This is a genomic window from Massilia sp. X63, assembly GCF_041023745.1.
Lineage (GTDB): Bacteria > Pseudomonadota > Gammaproteobacteria > Burkholderiales > Burkholderiaceae_D > Telluria.
Genome location: NZ_JBFTEF010000006.1, coordinates 289,352 through 305,439 on the forward strand (window position 1 = coordinate 289,352; position 16,088 = coordinate 305,439).

The following is a 16,088-nucleotide window of genomic DNA, read 5'->3' on the forward strand; positions in this document are numbered from 1 at the left end:
AGGAACCGAAGCATGATGCTGCATATCCCAGGCGTGCTCACGCGCGAGCAGGTCGCCGCCATCCGCGCCCGCATGAATGGTGCGCCCGAATGGGTGGACGGGCGCGAGAGCGTCGGCCCGCAGGGCGCCCAGGTCAAGCGCAACCGCCAGCTGAAGGAAGGCTCGCCGCTGGCGGTCGAGCTGGGGCAGGTGGTCAGCAGTGCGCTGATGAACAACCCGCTGTTCTTTTCGAGCGTGCTGCCGCTGCGCATCCTGGCGCCTTACTTCAACGCCTACGGCGGGGGAGAGCATTACGGGCTGCACGTGGACGGCGCGGTGCGGCCGCAGCGCGGCGGCCTGCCGCCGCTGCGGGCGGACGTGTCCACCACGGTATTCCTCAGCGATCCGGACGATTACGAGGGCGGCGAACTGGTGGTGGTCGACGCCTACGGCACCCACGAGGTCAAGCTGCCGGCCGGGGACGCGATCGTGTATCCGTCGGGCAGCGTGCACCAGGTGCTGCCGGTGACGCGCGGCGAGCGGGTGGCGTCCTTCCTCTGGACCCAGAGCATGGTGCGCGACGACGGCCGGCGCGCGATGCTGTTCGAGCTCGACACCAACATCCAGAAGCTGCGCGCCGCCCACGGCGAGAGCGAGGTCACGGTGGGGATCACCGGGCACTATCACAACCTGCTTCGCATGTGGGCGGAGATGTGAGGGCGCTTGCGCTCAGGGATTGCGGCTCACCCGCCACACCGTGTTGGCCAGGTCGTCCGCGACGATCAGGGCCCCGCGCGGGTCGACGGTCACGCCCACCGGGCGCCCGCGGGTCTTGCCCTTGGCGTCGCGGAAGCCCGTCACGAAGTCGATCGGTTCGCCGGCCGGGCGCCCGTTCTTGAAGGGCACGAAGATCACCTTGTAGCCCACCGGGTTGGGGCGGTTCCAGCTGCCATGCTCGCCCACGAAGGCGCCGTTGGCATAGGTCTCGCCCATCGCCGGCTGGGAAAAGGACAGGCCGAGCGCGGCCACGTGCGAGCCCAGGCTGTAGTCGGGCTTGATGGCGGCGGCCACCTTCTCGGGCTTGGGCGGCATCACGCGGGTGTCGACGTTCTGACCCCAGTAGCTGTAGGGCCAGCCGTAGAAACCGCCTTCGCGCACCGAGCTCAGGTAGTCCGGCACCAGGTCCGGTCCCAGTTCGTCGCGCTCGTTGACCACGGCCCACAGCTGGCCGGTCTCGGGGTGCATCGCCAGCGCGGTGGGATTGCGCAGGCCGGTGGCGTAGGGTTTATGGGCGCCGGTGCTGGCGTCGATCTGCCAAACCATGGCCCGGTCGACCTCGGCTTCCATGCCGCGCTCGGTGATATTGCTGTTCGAACCGATGCCGACGTACAGGAAGCGCCCGTCGGGGCTGATGGTCAGCGACTTGGTCCAGTGGTGGTTGATCTCCGACGGCAGCTTGGCGATGCTGGTCGGCGGACCGCTGGCCTTGGTCTGGCCTTCCTGGTAGTCGAAGCTGACCAGCTCGCCCTGGTTGGCGACGTACAGCTTGTTGCCGGCGAACGCCAGGCCGTAGGGGGCGTCGAGCTTGTCCGCGAACACGGTTTTCAGCTCGTACTTGCCGTCGCCGTCGGCATCGCGCAGCAGGGTCAGGCGGTTGCCGCCCTTGACCTTGGTATTGCCTTTTGCCTTGATGTATCCGGCAATGACATCCTTGGGTTTCAGTTTGGCGGCGTGGCCGCCGCGGCCTTCCGCCACCAGGATGTCGCCATTCGGCAGCACCAGGGTCTGGCGCGGGATGGCCAGGTCGGTCGCGATCGCCGTGACGGTGAAGCCCTTCGGCACGGTCGGTTGCTGGTCGCCCCAGGGCGTCGGCTCGGCAATCTTCATGCTCGGCAGCAAACCGCGCTCGGGTTTTGGCATGCTCGGGTCGGGGCCGAGCGCCTGGACGCCATTGCCTTCGTTGTTGCAGGCGCTCAGCAGCAGCGCCATGCCCAGCAGGCTCAGTGTGCTCGATCGTTTCATCGCGTGCCTCCCTGGTGTGAATTCAGGCCCACCCAGGTGGTGATGCAGGCCAGGATGGTGACCACGACCGATAACACCAGCCCGGTCGGCATGACGGCCCAGGCATCCTTGGCGTGCTCGAAGGCGTTGACCAGGCCCAGTACCCAGGTGATCGCGAGCAGCAGGACGTAGATGCGCGGACGTCCCGTCTTCGGGCCTTGGCGAAACAGGTTGACCAGGGCAAACAGCAGCGCCAGCCCGGCGAACAGCTCGCCTGCGGCGATGAGCCAGGAAGCGAAATTGTTCCACTGGATCTGGTAGCTGTCGCGGTAGGCGAGGTCACTCAGCAGTGCACCCAGGAACAGGGGAACGGTCCCGGCCAGCAGGATCGTATGCAGCGTGCCCGGCGGGCTGCGGTAGGACGGATTGACCGTGGCGGTAGTCGACATGGGATGGTCCTCGGCATGGGTTAGTTTTGTGCAAATACTATCTGTTTTGCGAATCGACCGTCGCATGCTTGGCTTCAGGGACATGCTAGCGCCCGAGCAAGCGATCGGCCGGGCGGAAACCCATGCGACAGGGTTTCCGGCGCTGGGTGCGTGATGGGGCCCTTCAGAGCACTTTTTTGCCAGTGAAGACGCGAATCAGAATGATCACCGCAGCCACGACGAGAAGGATGTGGATCAATCCGCCTGCCACGGAAAAGACCATACCGAGCAGCCACAGGACGAGCAGGATGATAGCAATGGTATACAGCATGTCGACCTCCGATTGGGATGAGGGAGCAGGCCGGGTGCTGCCTGCTTTCCCGATAAGCCATCATCCCCGGCATCGGCCCCGTGTTCGGTGCGTTTCGGTACAGAACGATGGTATTCGCGGCCGAGTCCTACATGGGGCCATTGGAAGGTCGGCCAATGAAAAAGGGCTGGAACCCGCGAAGGTTCCAGCCCTTTTCATTTGAAGCAGCCCGCTCGCGCGGGCCCTTCCGATTACGCAGCCAGCAGCTGGCGCAGCACGAACGGCAGGATGCCGCCATGCTTGTAGTAGTCGACTTCGATCGGGGTGTCGATACGCAGCAGAACTTGTACTTCCTGGGTCTGGCCGTCTTCACGGTGAATGACGAGGGTCGCCAGTTGCTGCGGCTTGATCTCGCCTTCCAGGCCCTTCAGGTCGTAGGTTTCCTTGCCGGTGATGCCCAGGGTTTCGACGCTGTCGTTGCCGATGAACTGCAGCGGCAGCACGCCCATGCCCACCAGGTTGGAGCGGTGGATACGCTCGAACGAACGGCAGATCACGGCCTTCACGCCCAGCAGCTGGGTGCCCTTGGCGGCCCAGTCGCGCGACGAGCCGGTGCCGTACTCTTCGCCGCCGAAGATCATGGTCGGGGTGCCTTCGGCGATGTACTTCATGGCCGCGTCGTAGATCGACAGCTGTTCGCCCGACGGCTGGTGGATGGTGATGCCGCCTTCGACCGCGGAACCGTCGGCCTTGGCCGGGATCATCTTGTTCTTGATGCGCACGTTGGCGAAGGTGCCGCGCATCATGATCTCGTGGTTGCCGCGGCGCGAGCCGTAGGAGTTGAAGTCGGCCTTCAGGACGCCATGGTCTTTCAGCCACTTGCCTGCCGGGCCGTCTTCCTTGATCGAACCGGCCGGCGAGATGTGGTCGGTGGTGATCGAGTCGCCGAACACGCCCAGTGCGCGTGCGCCCTGGATGCCGGTAGCGGCCGCTTTCGGGGTCATCTCGAAGTCGGCGAAGAACGGCGGCTCGGCGATGTAGGTCGACTCGGGCCAGTTGTACACTTGACCTTCGGTCGACGACACGCGCTGCCACAGTTCGCCCGGGTTGCCCTTCACGTCGGCGTAGTTCTTGCGGTACACCTCCGAGTTCATCGCCAGGCGCATCAGTTCGCCCACTTCCTGCGAAGTCGGCCAGACGTCGCCCAGGTAGACGTCGACGCCGTTCTGGTCCTTGCCCAGCGGCTCGCTCATCAGGTCCTTGGTCATGTTGCCGGCGATCGCGTAGGCGACGACCAGCGGCGGCGACGCCAGGAAGTTCGAGCGGATGTTCGGGTGGATACGCGCTTCGAAGTTACGGTTGCCCGACAGCACGGCCGAGGCGACGATGTCGTTCTCGACGATCGCGGCGTTCAGTTCCGGGGTCAGGTCGCCGGCGTTGCCGATGCAGGTGGTGCAGCCGTAGGCGGTCACGCCGAAGCCCAGCTTGTCCAGGTAAGGCAGCAGGCCGGCGGCGGTCAGGTACTCGGTGACCACGCGCGAGCCGGGGGCCAGCGAGGACTTGATGTGCGGTGCCACGGTCAGGCCGCGCTCGACCGCCTTCTTGGCCAGCAGGCCGGCTGCCAGCAGCACGCTCGGGTTCGAGGTGTTGGTGCACGAGGTGATGGCGGCGATCAGGACGTCGCCGTTCTTCACGCGCACGCCGTTGGTGGTCTCGTAGACCTTGTTCAGGTCGTCCGGCGACTTGTTGAAGCCGTTCTGGGTGGTCGGCTTGCTGAACAGCTCGGTGAAGGTGTTCTTCACGTGGCCCAGCTCGATACGGTCCTGCGGGCGCTTCGGGCCGGCCAGCGACGGGGTCACGGTCGACAGGTCCAGTTCCAGCACGCGGGTGTAGTCGATCTCGCCTTCCTGCGGGATGCCGAACATGCCCTGGGCCTTGTAGTAGTTCTCGAAGGCAGCCAGTTCTTCTTCGGTACGGCCGGTGCCGCGGAAGTAGTCGACGGTGGCTTCGTCCACCGGGAAGAAGCCCATGGTCGCGCCGTATTCCGGGGCCATGTTGGCGATGGTGGCGCGGTCGGTGGTCGACAGCGAGCGGGTGCCGGCGCCGAAGAACTCGACGAACTTGCCCACGACTTTTTCACGGCGCAGCATCTCGGTGACGGTCAGCACCAGGTCGGTCGCGGTGCAGCCTTCGCGCAGCTTGCCCTTCAGGTTGACGCCGATCACGTCCGGGGTCAGGAAGTAGACCGGCTGGCCCAGCATGCCTGCCTCGGCTTCGATGCCGCCCACGCCCCAGCCGACCACGCCGACGCCGTTGATCATGGTGGTGTGCGAGTCGGTGCCGACCAGGGTGTCCGGGTAGAACACGTCGCCTTGCTTCATGACGCCGCGCGCCAGGTATTCCAGGTTGACCTGGTGGACGATGCCGAAGCCCGGCGGCACGACGCCGAAGGTATCGAAAGCCTGCATGCCCCACTTCATGAACTGGTAGCGCTCGTTGTTGCGCTGGAATTCCAGTTTCATGTTCAGGTCCAGCGCGTTCGGCTCGCGGAAGTGGTCGATGGTGACCGAGTGGTCGACCACCAGGTCGACCGGCACCAGCGGCTCGATCTTCTTCGGATCGGCGCCGGTCTTGGCGGCGACGTTACGCATGGCGGCCAGGTCGGCCAGCAGCGGCACGCCGGTGAAGTCCTGCAGGACGACGCGGGCGACGACGAACGGGATCTCGTCGGTGCGCTCGGCGGTGGCGCCCCAGTTGGCCAGCTGCTTGATGTGCTCTTCGGTGACCTTCTTGCCGTCGCAGTTGCGCAGGACGGACTCGAGGACGATACGGATCGACACCGGCAGGCGCGACAGGTTCACGCCGAGGGCTTCGCCCAGCGCCGGCAGCGAGTAGTACTGGCCGGTCTGGCCGGCGCCTGCCGGGAATTCCTTGAGCGTGTTCAGGGTGTTGCGAGACATAATCTCTCCTTCAGTGGGGATATGTTGTTATTCCAGTTTCAGCGTTTACTGCGTGCTATACACAGGCGATCCGACGGGGTTCAGCCGCGGATCAGCCATTCTTTTCGGCAGGCATCGCTGCGACGATCGGCGCCGCCTGCTCGGGGTTCCTGCATTCGTTGGCCAGCTGGCGGTTCAGTTTCGAATCCAGCAGCATGCCCTTGGCCGGGATGCCGATCCAGATCAGGCCCCAGTGCGGATTCTCGAAGCGCTGGGCGCCGGTGGTGGTGCCGACCCGGCTCAGGCGGTGCAGGCGCTTTTTCCAGCGCAGGGCGATGTGCGCGTTGTCCTGCTCGTTCGTGTAGATCGTGATCTTGTTGCCAAGCTCGCAAGCGTATTCGGTGACGACCGTGTCGGTGACGTCCGGTTCGTCGACGACGTCGGCGCCGTAGGCCGTGGCCGCGACGGCAGCCGCGGCTGCCGCCGCCGTCGCTTTCTTGGCCTTCGAAGCCTGCTTGGCCTTGGCTTTCAGGACCTTCTCGGCCTTCGGGTGTTTTTCGGGGGCGGCGGCTGCAGGGGCGCAGACGGCGGCGGCCGCGAGCGCAAAGGCGCCGGCGGCAAGGAGTCGGGAGAGGAGGGTGGCCATCAGTTGGGATCCGTGAGGTTGACAATTGCCGCAGCGGCTTCCGGCAGCGCCAGGCCAGCCAGTTTCGCGCGCTGCAACACGGTCCAATAATATCGGTAGCTCGCGCGGTCATGCAAGCGGCCGTGCTGGGCGATCGGACCCCAGTCATTGGCCATTGCTTCTTGCAGGATATTGGTGGCTTCGTTTACCTCGGACAGGCGTGGCGTGAAGGCCTTCAGGATCGGCTTGATCTGGTCGGGGTGGATGCTCCACATGCGGGTGAAGCCGAATTCGGCGCCGGCGCGCTGGGCGTCGTTGGCGACCACGGCGCTGTCCTTGATGTCGGTGGTGACATTGTGCGAAGCCACCTTGCCATGCGCGTGGCAGGCCGCGACCATCTCGAGCTTGGCGCGCACCACCAGCGGGTGGGTGAACTGGCCCGGGGTGCGCATGGCGCTGGCCGGCACCGCGCCGTAGTGGGCGGAGACGAAGTCCATGATGCCGAAGGACAGGCACTCGACCTGGGGCAGGGCGGCGATGGCGTAGACGTCGTGCAGGGCGCCATGGGTCTCGATCAGCACGTGCACCGGCAGATCCTGCGCTCCCGCGCTCCGGCGGCCGGCTTTGGCGGCGTGCTGGTTGATCAGGTCGATCGCGCGGATGACCTCGTCGACGCTTTCCACTTTCGGCAGCACCACGTAGGCCAGGCGCGCGGCGGTAGCGCCGACGATCGCGGCGACGTCGCCCGCGAAGTGCGGGCTGCCGGTGTCGTGCAGGCGCACGCCGATGCGGTCGAAGCGGTTGTCCTCGCTATTGATCAGCTGCGTGACCAGCAGCGCATGTTCGGCCTCGCTGCCGGCGGCCGCACCGTCCTCGCAGTCGAAGGTGATGTCGAAGACCGGCCCAAGCTCTTGTTGCAGGGCCATCGATTTGCGCATCAGCTTCTCCGAGCCGGCGTAGTGGTCGCAGGCGGGGAGCAGCAGCGGCTGGCGTTTGCCCTGGAATAAAACCTCGGAAGGATGCATGGTATGTCTTGAAACGGATCGGCCATGCCCGCGCACTGGAACTGCGCGGGCATGGCACGGTGAGCGCGGCCGGGTGGCCGCGCCAGATTGATACGCGCCGGCAGCTTAGCCCAGCAGGTGAGCGACGCCGGCCTTCTCTTCTTCGAGCTCTTTCAGCGTCAGGTTGATGCGCTCCTGCGAGAAGGCGTCGATCTCCAGGCCCTGGACGATCTTGTACTCGCCGTTCTCGGTGGTCACCGGGAAGCCGAACATGGTGCCTTCCGGGATGCCGTACGAACCGTCCGACGGGATGCCCATGGTGGTCCACTTGCCGTTGGTGCCCAGCACCCAGTCGCGCACGTGGTCGATCGCCGCGTTGGCGGCCGAGGCTGCCGACGAGGCGCCGCGGGCGTCGATGATGGCGGCGCCGCGCTTGCCGACGGTCGGCAGGAAGGTGTCGCGGTTCCAGACGTCGTCGTTGATCGCTTCTTTCACCGATGCGCCGTCGATGGTGGCGAAGCGGTAGTCGGCGTACATGGTCGGCGAGTGGTTGCCCCACACGACCATCTTCTCGATGGCGCCGACCGGCTTGTTCAGCTTGGCGGCAACCTGCGACAGGGCGCGGTTGTGGTCCAGGCGCAGCATGGCGGTGAAGTTCTTGGCCGGCAGGTTCGGGGCCGACTTCATGGCGATGTAGGCGTTGGTGTTGGCCGGGTTGCCGACCACCAGCACTTTCACGTCACGCGAAGCGACGGCGTCCAGCGCCTTGCCCTGCACGGTGAAGATCTGGGCGTTGGCTTCCAGCAGGTCCTTGCGCTCCATGCCAGGGCCGCGCGGACGGGCGCCGACCAGCAGGGCCACGTCGGCATCCTTGAAGGCGGTCATCGGGTCGGCGTGGGCGGTCATGCCGGCCAGCAGCGGGAATGCGCAGTCGTCGATTTCCATCATGACGCCCTTCAGCGCCTTCTGTGCCTTCTCGTTGTCGATCTCGAGCAGCTGCAGGATGACCGGCTGGTCCTTGCCCAGCATGTCGCCGTTGGCGATGCGGAACAGCAGGGAATAGCCGATCTGGCCGGCCGCGCCGGTAACGGCGACGCGCATTGGGGTTTTAGCCATGATGAATCTCCAAAGTGGGAAAAGATCGTTCGAACGTCGGTTCGAGCCGTAAAACTTGTTCGGAAAGCTGCAATGATACCAAAAGCAGCACCGTGTCAATTGGATATCGCGCGCGTATGGAATGATAGGCGCGGAGGTCCAAGCCGACCGCGAGTTTATGCCTCCACTGTTCTATCTGTCAATTCATATCATATGTCTTATATAAGACACATGTCTTGGCAGTCATGTACTGGACGGACATGCCTGTTTTGTGGTGAAATCGTGGTCTATGAATCCCCTTCAGCCCACCAGCAGCGATGCGGCCGGCGCCGACGCATCGCCGTCGTTCCGTCCGTTGTACCAGCAGATCAAGGCCCTGATCACCCAGAGTCTGCAGTCGGGCGAGTGGAAACCAGGCGAACTGATGCCCAGCGAAGTCGAGCTGGCCGCGCGTTTCAAGGTCAGCCAGGGCACGGTGCGCAAGGCCATCGACGAACTCGCGGCCGAGAACCTGGTGGTGCGCCGCCAGGGCAAGGGCACCTTCGTGGCCACCCATGCCGAGGAGCGCGCCCACTTCCGCTTCCTGCGCTTGATGCCCGACGAGGGCGTTCCCCACCATCCGGACAACCGCTTCATCGCCGTGCTGCGCATCCGCGCCACGGCCGAGGTGGCGCGCCTGCTCGAGCTGAAGTCGGGCGACGCCGTGGTCTACATCAAGCGCGTGCAGTCTTTCGACGGCGTGCCGACCATCCTCGAAGAGCTGTGGCTGCCGGGGCAGTTGTTCAAGGGCCTGACGGCCGAGCGCCTGGTGGAGTACAAGGGGCCAATGTACGGCCTGTTCGAGTCGGAATTCGGCACGCGCATGATCCGCGCCACCGAGAAGATCCGCGCCGTGGCAGCGGATGCGGCCGCCAGCGAGCACCTCAAGGTGCCGGAAGGCACCCCGCTGCTGTGCGCGGATCGGGTGTCGTTCAGTTACGGAGACAAACCGGTTGAGCTGCGTCGGGGGATATATTCGACCGCGCGCCACCATTACCAGAACGAGTTGTCATAAGAGATGACCGCAGGGCAGCCGGCCCAGCCGGCCGCCCGACAGCAGGGATCGCGCCAAGCGATTAAAATAAGTTGGTTTTGCGTAAGCGACGAACAGTGCCCGGTTCGCCGCAGGGATGCCCCGGTTATCTTCCACTGGATGCTTGGTAGCCCGTCACAAAATCGGCGAAAATGAAGGGTTCATTAAAAAACTGTCGTCATAGAGGGAGGTGTTACATGTCCGAAGCCGTGAGAGAAGCTGCAAAAAAAGGGCGGCCGGAGTTCCGCAACGTTGGCATTGGGGATATTACGAGTAAATATCGCATGCCGCCATCGGCCGTCGTGTCGATCCTGCACCGCGTGAGCGGCGCCGGCCTGTTCCTGTTCCTGCCGTTCCTGCTGTACCTGCTGCAGGAAAGCCTGCGTTCCGAGATCTCGTTTGCCCACTTCGCGGGCATCGTCGACAACTGGTTCGCCAAGATCATCCTGCTGGGCCTGTCGTGGGCCTACCTGCACCACTTCACCGCCGGTGTCCGCCACCTGTTCATGGACAACCACCTTGCCCTGGACAAGGATGCCGCGCAGAAGACCGCACGCTGGGTGCTGATCATCAGCCTGGTGCTGACTGCCCTGGTTGCACTGAAACTGTTCGGAGTCTTTTAATCATGGCAAACAAGAATAACATCGGACCGCGCCGCCTCGTCGTCGGCGCCCACTACGGCGTCAAGGACTGGCTGGCGCAGCGCGTCACCGCCATCGTCATGGCCGCGTTCACCGTCGTGCTGCTGGTTTCCTTCCTGACCGGCCAGAACTTCAGCTATGAAGGCTGGGCCGGCCTGTTCGCGCGCCAGTGGTTCAAGCTGTTCGCGCTGGTGACCTTCCTCGGCCTGTTCTACCACGCCTGGGTCGGCATCCGTGACATCTGGATGGACTATGTGAAGTCGGCAGGCCTGCGCCTGTTCCTGATGCTGGCGACGATCTTCTGGCTGCTGGCCTGCGCCGCCTGGACCGTGCAAATTCTCTGGAGTGTGTAATCGTGGCAGCAATCAAAACTGCAATCCCTACCCGCCGCTTTGACGCGGTCATCGTTGGCGCCGGTGGTTCCGGCATGCGTGCATCGCTGCAGCTGGCCGAAGCCGGCCTGAACGTGGCGGTGCTGTCGAAAGTGTTCCCGACCCGTTCGCACACCGTGGCTGCCCAGGGCGGCATCGGTGCTTCGCTGGGCAACATGAGCGAAGACGACTGGTACTGGCACATGTTCGACACCGTCAAGGGTGGCGATTACCTGGGCGACCAGGATGCGATCGAATTCATGTGCCGCGAGGCACCGAAGGTCGTGTACGAACTCGAACACTTCGGCATGCCCTTCGACCGTAACCCGGACGGCACCATCTACCAGCGTCCGTTCGGCGGCCACACCGCGAACTTCGGCGAGAAGCCGGTCCAGCGCGCCTGCGCCGCGGCCGACCGTACCGGCCACGCGCTGCTGCACACCCTGTACCAGCGCAATGTCCGCGCCCGTACCCACTTCTTCGTCGAGTGGATGGCCCTCGACCTGATCCGCGACGCCGACGGCGACGTGGTCGGCGTGCTGGCCCTGGAAATGGAAACCGGCGACGTGATGATCCTGGAAGCGAAGACCACCATCTTCGCCACCGGCGGCGCAGGCCGCATCTTCGCCGCCTCGACCAACGCCTTCATCAACACCGGCGACGGCATGGGCATGGCGGCACGCGCCGGCCTGCCGCTGCAGGACATGGAGTTCTGGCAGTTCCACCCGACCGGCGTGGCCGGCGCGGGCGTTCTCATCACCGAGGGCGTGCGCGGCGAGGGCGGCATCCTGATCAACTCGAACGGCGAACGCTTCATGGAGCGCTACGCGCCGACCCTGAAAGACCTGGCGCCGCGCGACTTCGTCTCGCGTTCGATGGACCAGGAGATCAAGGAAGGCCGCGGCTGCGGTCCGAACAAGGACCACGTGCTGCTCGACCTGCGCCACATCGGCAAGGACACCATCGAGAAGCGCCTGCCGTCGATCCTGGAAATCGGCCACAAGTTCGCCAACGTCGACGCCACCAAGGAACCGATCCCGGTCGTTCCGACCATCCACTACCAGATGGGCGGCATCCCGACCAACATCCACGGTCAAGTTGTTGCGCCGGACGGCACTGGCGGTCAAAAGATCGTCAACGGCCTGTACGCGATCGGCGAATGCGCCTGCGTCTCGGTCCACGGCGCCAACCGCCTGGGCACCAACTCGCTGCTCGACCTGGTGGTGTTCGGCCGCGCGGCCGGCAACCACGTGGTGGCGCAGAACCTGAAGCAGAAGGTCAACAAGCCGCTGCCGAAGGATGCCGCCGACTTCGGCATGGACCGCCTGAACCGCCTCGAGACCTCGACCGGCGGCGAGAAGGTCCAGCACGTCGCCAACGACATCCGCGCCACCATGCAGAAGTACTGCGGCGTGTTCCGTACCCAGGAACTGCTGGATACCGGCGTCAAGGAAATCATGAAGCTCGACGAGCGCCGCAAGCACGTCTCCTTCCAGGACAAGTCGAAGGTGTTCAACACCGCCCGCGTGGAAGCGCTGGAACTCGACAACCTGATCGAGACCGCCAAGGCGACCATCGTGTCGGCCGCGGCGCGTCCGGAATCGCGCGGCGCCCACGCCCACAGCGACTACCCGAACCGCGACGACGAAAACTGGATGAAGCACACCCTGTTCTTCTCGGAAGGCAACCGCCTCGAGTACAAGCCGGTGGTGCAGAAGCCGCTGACCGTCGACACCTTCAAGCCGAAGGCCCGTACTTTCTAATATTTTTCTGAGGCCGGGACCGCAATCCCGGCCTGCATAGAACAGGTAAAAACATGGCACGCACAGTCCAACTGAAGATCTACCGCTACGATCCGGACAAGGATTCGAAGCCTTACATGCAAGACGTCACCGTCGAGCTGAAAGACACCGACAAGATGCTGCTCGACGCGCTGCAGCGCATCAAGTCGGACGTCGACGATTCGCTGGCCCTGCGCCGCTCCTGCCGCGAAGGCGTGTGCGGTTCGGACGCGATGAACATCAACGGCAAGAACGGCCTGGCCTGCACCACCAACCTGAACGAGCTGACCCAGCCGATCGTGCTGCGTCCTCTGCCGGGCCTGCCGGTGGTGCGCGACCTGATCGTCGACATGACCAACTTCTTCAAGCAGTACCACTCGATCAAGCCTTACCTGATCAACGACTCGATCAAGCCGGAGAAAGAGCGCCTGCAATCGCCGGAAGAGCGCGAAGAGCTCGACGGCCTGTACGAGTGCATCCTGTGCGCCTGCTGCTCGACCTCGTGCCCGTCGTTCTGGTGGAACCCGGACAAGTTCGTCGGCCCGGCCGGCCTGCTGCAGGCCTACCGCTTCATCGCCGATTCGCGCGACGAAGCCACCAACGAGCGCCTGGACAACCTGGAAGACCCGTACCGCCTGTTCCGCTGCCACTCGATCATGAACTGCACGGACGTGTGCCCGAAGGGCCTGAATCCGAACAAGGCGATCGGCAAGATCAAGGAACTGCTGGTGCGCCGCGCGATTTAAGGCGCGGCAGTTCAAGCGTTCGTTGACCGCGTGGGCAGGAAACCTGCCCATCCTACGATCAACGACACCCGTAGGGTGGGCGGGTCCCCCGCCCACGCGTTCAACCGGCCGTAGCGTAGCGCATTGCAGCAAATTGCGACATCTGCATACAAAGATGCCGCAAATACAGTAAAAGTACCGTACTGCCTAATCCCGGCATGCGGAGTATGATGTTGACCCAACAACGGACTCCAGTGAAAACGCATCAATCCGATCCCGCCAACCGTGCCCGCCTGCGCTGGCGCGCCCGCCGCGGTCTGCTCGAGAACGATTTGGTCCTCACGCGCTTCCTCGATGCGCATGAAGAAGAATTGAGCGACGAAGAGGTCGATGCGCTGACCCGCTTGCTCGACCTGGCGGACAACCCGCTGATGGACCTGCTGCTGGGCCGGACCGAGCCTGAAGGCGAGGTCGACCAGCCGCACGTGCGCGCCCTGCTGGCGCGCCTGCGGCAGGCGTAGTCGAGACCTACAGCCAGTTTTCGTTTTTGTTTTTAGATCCACTCCCACAAGAAGGAAGTGCCATGAATATCTCTGATACCAAAGCCACCCTGTCGTTCTCCGACGGCAGCCCGTCGGTCGACATGCCGATCTACAAGGGCACCATCGGCCCGGACGTCATCGACATCCGCAAGCTGTACGGGCAGACCGGCAAGTTCACCTACGACCCTGGCTTCATGTCGACTGCCTCGTGCAACTCGAGCATCACCTACATCGACGGTGACAAGGGCGAGCTGCTGTACCGCGGCTACCCGATCGAGCAACTGGCCGTCAACTGCGACTTCCTGGAAACCTGCTACCTGCTGCTGAACGGCGAACTGCCGAACGCCGCCCAGAAGGCCGAGTTCGAGAACACCGTGACCCGTCACACGATGATTCACGAGCAGATGAACTTCTTCTTCCGCGGCTTCCGCCGTGACGCGCACCCGATGTCGGTCCTGGTCGGCACCGTCGGCGCGCTGGCTTCGTTCTACCACGACTCGCTGGACATCAACGATCCGAAGCAGCGCGAGATCTCGGCCATCCGCCTGATCGCCAAGCTGCCGACCCTGGTCGCGATGGCCTACAAATACTCGGTCGGCCAGCCGTTCATGTACCCGCGCAACGACCTGTCGTACAGCGCCAACTTCATGTACATGATGTTCGCCAACCCGTGCGAAGAGTACAAGGTCAACGACGTGCTGGTGCGCGCGCTGGACCGCATCCTGATCCTGCACGCCGACCACGAGCAGAACGCATCGACCTCGACCGTCCGCCTGGCCGGCTCGTCGGGCGCCAACCCGTTCGCCTGTATCGCTGCCGGTATCGCCTGCCTGTGGGGCCCGGCACACGGCGGCGCCAACGAAGCCGCACTGACCATGCTGAAGGAAATCGGCTCGGTCGAGAACATCCCGGCCTTCATCGAGAAGGTCAAGGACAAGAACTCGGGCGTGAAGCTGATGGGCTTCGGTCACCGCGTGTACAAGAACTTCGACCCGCGCGCCAAGCTGATGCGCGAAACCTGCCACGAAGTGCTGAACGAACTGGGCCTGCAGGACGACCCGCTGTTCAAGCTGGCGATGGAACTGGAACGCATCGCGCTGAACGACGAATACTTCGTCTCGCGCAAGCTGTACCCGAACGTCGACTTCTACTCGGGCATCGTGCAGTCGGCCCTGGGCATCCCGGTCTCGCTGTTCACCGGTATCTTCGCGATGGCCCGTACCATCGGCTGGATCGCCCAGTGGAACGAAATGATCGCCGATCCGGAACAGAAGATCGGCCGCCCGCGCCAGCTGTTCGTCGGCTCGCCGGTGCGCGACGTGCCGTCGATCGACAAGCGTTGATTTTTAACGCAGCGGCATTGGAAAGCGGGCTTCGGCCCGCTTTTTTTGTTTGCACGAGCGTGTCGCAGCAGATGCGGGTACACGCATCGTCAGTCGGCGCGCAGCGCAATGCGGGTCGGCGCATCGCGCTCCACCCGCAGCGTGTCGCCCGACTGGATCAGCTCCGTCACCTGGATCACGCTGCGGCGCTGGGCGACGCCGTCGGTGCCGGTGCCCGCGCCGCCTTGCACGGCGCCGCGGCCCGGGTGGGTGAAGTAGAACAGCCAGGCGCGCTCGCCGCTGACCACCACGTCGCAATGGCCGCCGATGGCGCCGTCGTCAAGGCCGGTTCCCGGCTGCTGGAGCAGGTTGCCGCTCTGGCGGGTCCAGTTGACCGCATCAAGCGAGCGGTAGACGGCCAGGCCGCGCCAGACGTCGGTGATCATCCACCAGGCGCCGCGCCACTGGAACACCTTCGGCCCTTCGCCGGCCTGGTCGGCGACGACCTTGCCGCGCTCGGCCCAGGTGGACAGGTCGGGGCTGTCGGCGTAGTGGATCGATTTGTGATCGCGCTCGTTGTTGTACCACATGCGCCAGAGCCCGCCGGGCAGGCGGGTGACGGCGGCATCGATCACGCGGTCGGAGGCGAGCTTGATCGCGCGCGCGTTGCGCCAGGTGCGCAGGTCGGTGCTGGTAAGGTGGACGATATGGCGCGGGTGGTTCCAGTCGGTGAACACGCCCGGCACCACGGTCAGGAACATGTGATAGGTGCCGTCGTCGGCGCGCACCACGTCGGGCGCCCACTGCGTGGCATCCTGGCCGCCCATCTCCGCCGGCAACGCGATGTCGGCGGTGCCGACGTAGCTCCAGCTGGCGCCCTCGTCGCGCGATTCGGCGATGCCGATTCTAGTGCCGTGTACCCAGGATACCCCGGGCAGGTCCGTGGCCTTGGCGCGGCGGTTGGTATACAACATCCACCAGCTGCCGCGGGTGGGATGGCGCACGATCACCGGGTCGGCGGCGCCGTCGAACACCGGGTCGCGGAACAGGGGCTTGGCGGCGATCCGGCCGCGATCGGACGCCGTGTGGTCGCCAGGGCCCGTTTGCGCAGCCGCGTGCGCGCTGGCGAGAAGGGCGGCGTGGAGGAGGCAGCGCAGCAGGATGTTCATGGGTGGCAGGCGAGGATAAAAGGTGGGTCCGGCGTCCAGTATCCGTAGCCGGCCTCGCACCAGTCAATCCTGTGGCGGCCGTCC

16 protein-coding genes are annotated in these 16,088 nt (G+C 64.6%); 8 read left to right on the plus strand and 8 right to left on the minus strand.

Annotation, left to right across the window (positions count from 1 at the left end):
* Nucleotides 1-12: 12 nt before the first annotated feature.
* Nucleotides 13-696 carry a Fe2+-dependent dioxygenase gene (locus AB3347_RS14735; RefSeq protein WP_369092554.1) on the plus strand — a complete coding sequence of 228 codons (684 nt, stop codon included), beginning with the start codon at nt 13-15 and terminating at the stop codon, nt 694-696.
* Between the two features lie 12 nt (nt 697-708).
* Here the strand turns inward: AB3347_RS14735 and AB3347_RS14740 are convergent, their stop codons facing one another.
* The 7 genes from AB3347_RS14740 to AB3347_RS14770 form a co-directional block, all read right to left on the minus strand.
* Nucleotides 709-2,001, minus strand: coding sequence for a sorbosone dehydrogenase family protein (locus AB3347_RS14740; RefSeq protein WP_369092555.1), 1,293 nt, complete (start codon nt 1,999-2,001; stop codon nt 709-711).
* On the minus strand, nt 1,998-2,429 hold the full coding sequence (locus AB3347_RS14745; RefSeq protein WP_369092556.1) for a DUF2231 domain-containing protein: 432 nt from the start codon (nt 2,427-2,429) through the stop codon (nt 1,998-2,000). The genes AB3347_RS14740 and AB3347_RS14745 overlap by 4 nt, the downstream gene beginning before the upstream one ends.
* A gap of 163 nt (nt 2,430-2,592) precedes the next feature.
* Nucleotides 2,593-2,739: a lmo0937 family membrane protein gene (locus tag AB3347_RS14750; RefSeq protein ID WP_369092557.1), complete on the minus strand. Its 147-nt coding sequence runs from the start codon at nt 2,737-2,739 to the stop codon at nt 2,593-2,595.
* A 230-nt stretch (nt 2,740-2,969) separates the two neighbouring features.
* Nucleotides 2,970-5,678: an aconitate hydratase AcnA gene (acnA, locus tag AB3347_RS14755; RefSeq protein WP_369092558.1), complete on the minus strand. Its 2,709-nt coding sequence runs from the start codon at nt 5,676-5,678 to the stop codon at nt 2,970-2,972.
* Between the two features lie 91 nt (nt 5,679-5,769).
* A complete protein-coding gene (locus AB3347_RS14760) occupies nt 5,770-6,303 on the minus strand; it encodes a hypothetical protein (RefSeq protein ID WP_369092559.1) in 534 nt (177 codons plus the stop codon).
* Nucleotides 6,303-7,307, minus strand: a complete 1,005-nt coding sequence (locus AB3347_RS14765; RefSeq protein WP_369092560.1) for a CoA ester lyase — start codon at nt 7,305-7,307, stop codon at nt 6,303-6,305. Before AB3347_RS14765 ends, AB3347_RS14760 begins: the two co-directional genes overlap by 1 nt.
* A 105-nt stretch (nt 7,308-7,412) precedes the next feature.
* Nucleotides 7,413-8,402 (minus strand): malate dehydrogenase, encoded by a 990-nt coding sequence (locus tag AB3347_RS14770; RefSeq protein ID WP_369092561.1) that lies wholly within the window; start codon nt 8,400-8,402, stop codon nt 7,413-7,415.
* Nucleotides 8,403-8,670: 268 nt separating this feature from the next.
* Here AB3347_RS14770 and AB3347_RS14775 point away from each other — a divergent pair, with 268 nt between their 5' ends.
* The 7 genes from AB3347_RS14775 (at nt 8,671) to gltA (ending at nt 14,856) form a co-directional block, all read left to right on the plus strand.
* Nucleotides 8,671-9,435 (plus strand): GntR family transcriptional regulator, encoded by a 765-nt coding sequence (locus AB3347_RS14775; protein ID WP_369092562.1) that lies wholly within the window; start codon nt 8,671-8,673, stop codon nt 9,433-9,435.
* A gap of 215 nt (nt 9,436-9,650) precedes the next feature.
* Nucleotides 9,651-10,076, plus strand: a complete 426-nt coding sequence (gene sdhC, locus AB3347_RS14780) for a succinate dehydrogenase, cytochrome b556 subunit (protein ID WP_369092563.1) — start codon at nt 9,651-9,653, stop codon at nt 10,074-10,076.
* Nucleotides 10,077-10,078: 2 nt separating this feature from the next.
* Entirely contained in the window at nt 10,079-10,447 is a 369-nt protein-coding gene (gene sdhD, locus AB3347_RS14785; protein ID WP_369092564.1) for a succinate dehydrogenase, hydrophobic membrane anchor protein, read from the plus strand.
* Nucleotides 10,448-10,449: 2 nt separating this feature from the next.
* Entirely contained in the window at nt 10,450-12,228 is a 1,779-nt protein-coding gene (sdhA, locus tag AB3347_RS14790; protein ID WP_369092565.1) for a succinate dehydrogenase flavoprotein subunit, read from the plus strand.
* Nucleotides 12,229-12,281: 53 nt separating this feature from the next.
* On the plus strand, nt 12,282-12,992 hold the full coding sequence (locus AB3347_RS14795; RefSeq protein WP_369092566.1) for a succinate dehydrogenase iron-sulfur subunit: 711 nt from the start codon (nt 12,282-12,284) through the stop codon (nt 12,990-12,992).
* A 209-nt stretch (nt 12,993-13,201) separates the two neighbouring features.
* Nucleotides 13,202-13,492 (plus strand): succinate dehydrogenase assembly factor 2, encoded by a 291-nt coding sequence (locus tag AB3347_RS14800; RefSeq protein ID WP_369092567.1) that lies wholly within the window; start codon nt 13,202-13,204, stop codon nt 13,490-13,492.
* A 62-nt stretch (nt 13,493-13,554) separates the two neighbouring features.
* On the plus strand, nt 13,555-14,856 hold the full coding sequence (gene gltA, locus AB3347_RS14805; protein ID WP_369092568.1) for a citrate synthase: 1,302 nt from the start codon (nt 13,555-13,557) through the stop codon (nt 14,854-14,856).
* Nucleotides 14,857-14,945: 89 nt separating this feature from the next.
* Here the strand turns inward: gltA and AB3347_RS14810 are convergent, their stop codons facing one another.
* Nucleotides 14,946-16,004, minus strand: coding sequence for a hypothetical protein (locus AB3347_RS14810; protein WP_369092569.1), 1,059 nt, complete (start codon nt 16,002-16,004; stop codon nt 14,946-14,948).
* Nucleotides 16,005-16,088: the final 84 nt, after the last annotated feature.

Excerpts from the sequence above, each read along its gene's own strand:
- AB3347_RS14735 (WP_369092554.1), top strand. The coding sequence starts at position 13 with ATGATGCTGCATATCCCAGGCGTGCTCACGCGCGAGCAGGTCGCCGCC.
- AB3347_RS14770 (WP_369092561.1), bottom strand. The coding sequence starts at position 8,402 with ATGGCTAAAACCCCAATGCGCGTCGCCGTTACCGGCGCGGCCGGCCAG.
- AB3347_RS14765 (WP_369092560.1), bottom strand. The coding sequence starts at position 7,307 with ATGCATCCTTCCGAGGTTTTATTCCAGGGCAAACGCCAGCCGCTGCTG.
- AB3347_RS14745 (WP_369092556.1), bottom strand. The coding sequence starts at position 2,429 with ATGTCGACTACCGCCACGGTCAATCCGTCCTACCGCAGCCCGCCGGGC.
- sdhC (WP_369092563.1), top strand. The coding sequence starts at position 9,651 with ATGTCCGAAGCCGTGAGAGAAGCTGCAAAAAAAGGGCGGCCGGAGTTC.
- AB3347_RS14795 (WP_369092566.1), top strand. The coding sequence starts at position 12,282 with ATGGCACGCACAGTCCAACTGAAGATCTACCGCTACGATCCGGACAAG.
- gltA (WP_369092568.1), top strand. The coding sequence starts at position 13,555 with ATGAATATCTCTGATACCAAAGCCACCCTGTCGTTCTCCGACGGCAGC.
- AB3347_RS14760 (WP_369092559.1), bottom strand. The coding sequence starts at position 6,303 with ATGGCCACCCTCCTCTCCCGACTCCTTGCCGCCGGCGCCTTTGCGCTC.
- AB3347_RS14810 (WP_369092569.1), bottom strand. The coding sequence starts at position 16,004 with ATGAACATCCTGCTGCGCTGCCTCCTCCACGCCGCCCTTCTCGCCAGC.
- AB3347_RS14800 (WP_369092567.1), top strand. The coding sequence starts at position 13,202 with ATGTTGACCCAACAACGGACTCCAGTGAAAACGCATCAATCCGATCCC.
- AB3347_RS14740 (WP_369092555.1), bottom strand. The coding sequence starts at position 2,001 with ATGAAACGATCGAGCACACTGAGCCTGCTGGGCATGGCGCTGCTGCTG.
- acnA (WP_369092558.1), bottom strand. The coding sequence starts at position 5,678 with ATGTCTCGCAACACCCTGAACACGCTCAAGGAATTCCCGGCAGGCGCC.
- AB3347_RS14775 (WP_369092562.1), top strand. The coding sequence starts at position 8,671 with ATGAATCCCCTTCAGCCCACCAGCAGCGATGCGGCCGGCGCCGACGCA.
- AB3347_RS14750 (WP_369092557.1), bottom strand. The coding sequence starts at position 2,739 with ATGCTGTATACCATTGCTATCATCCTGCTCGTCCTGTGGCTGCTCGGT.
- sdhD (WP_369092564.1), top strand. The coding sequence starts at position 10,079 with ATGGCAAACAAGAATAACATCGGACCGCGCCGCCTCGTCGTCGGCGCC.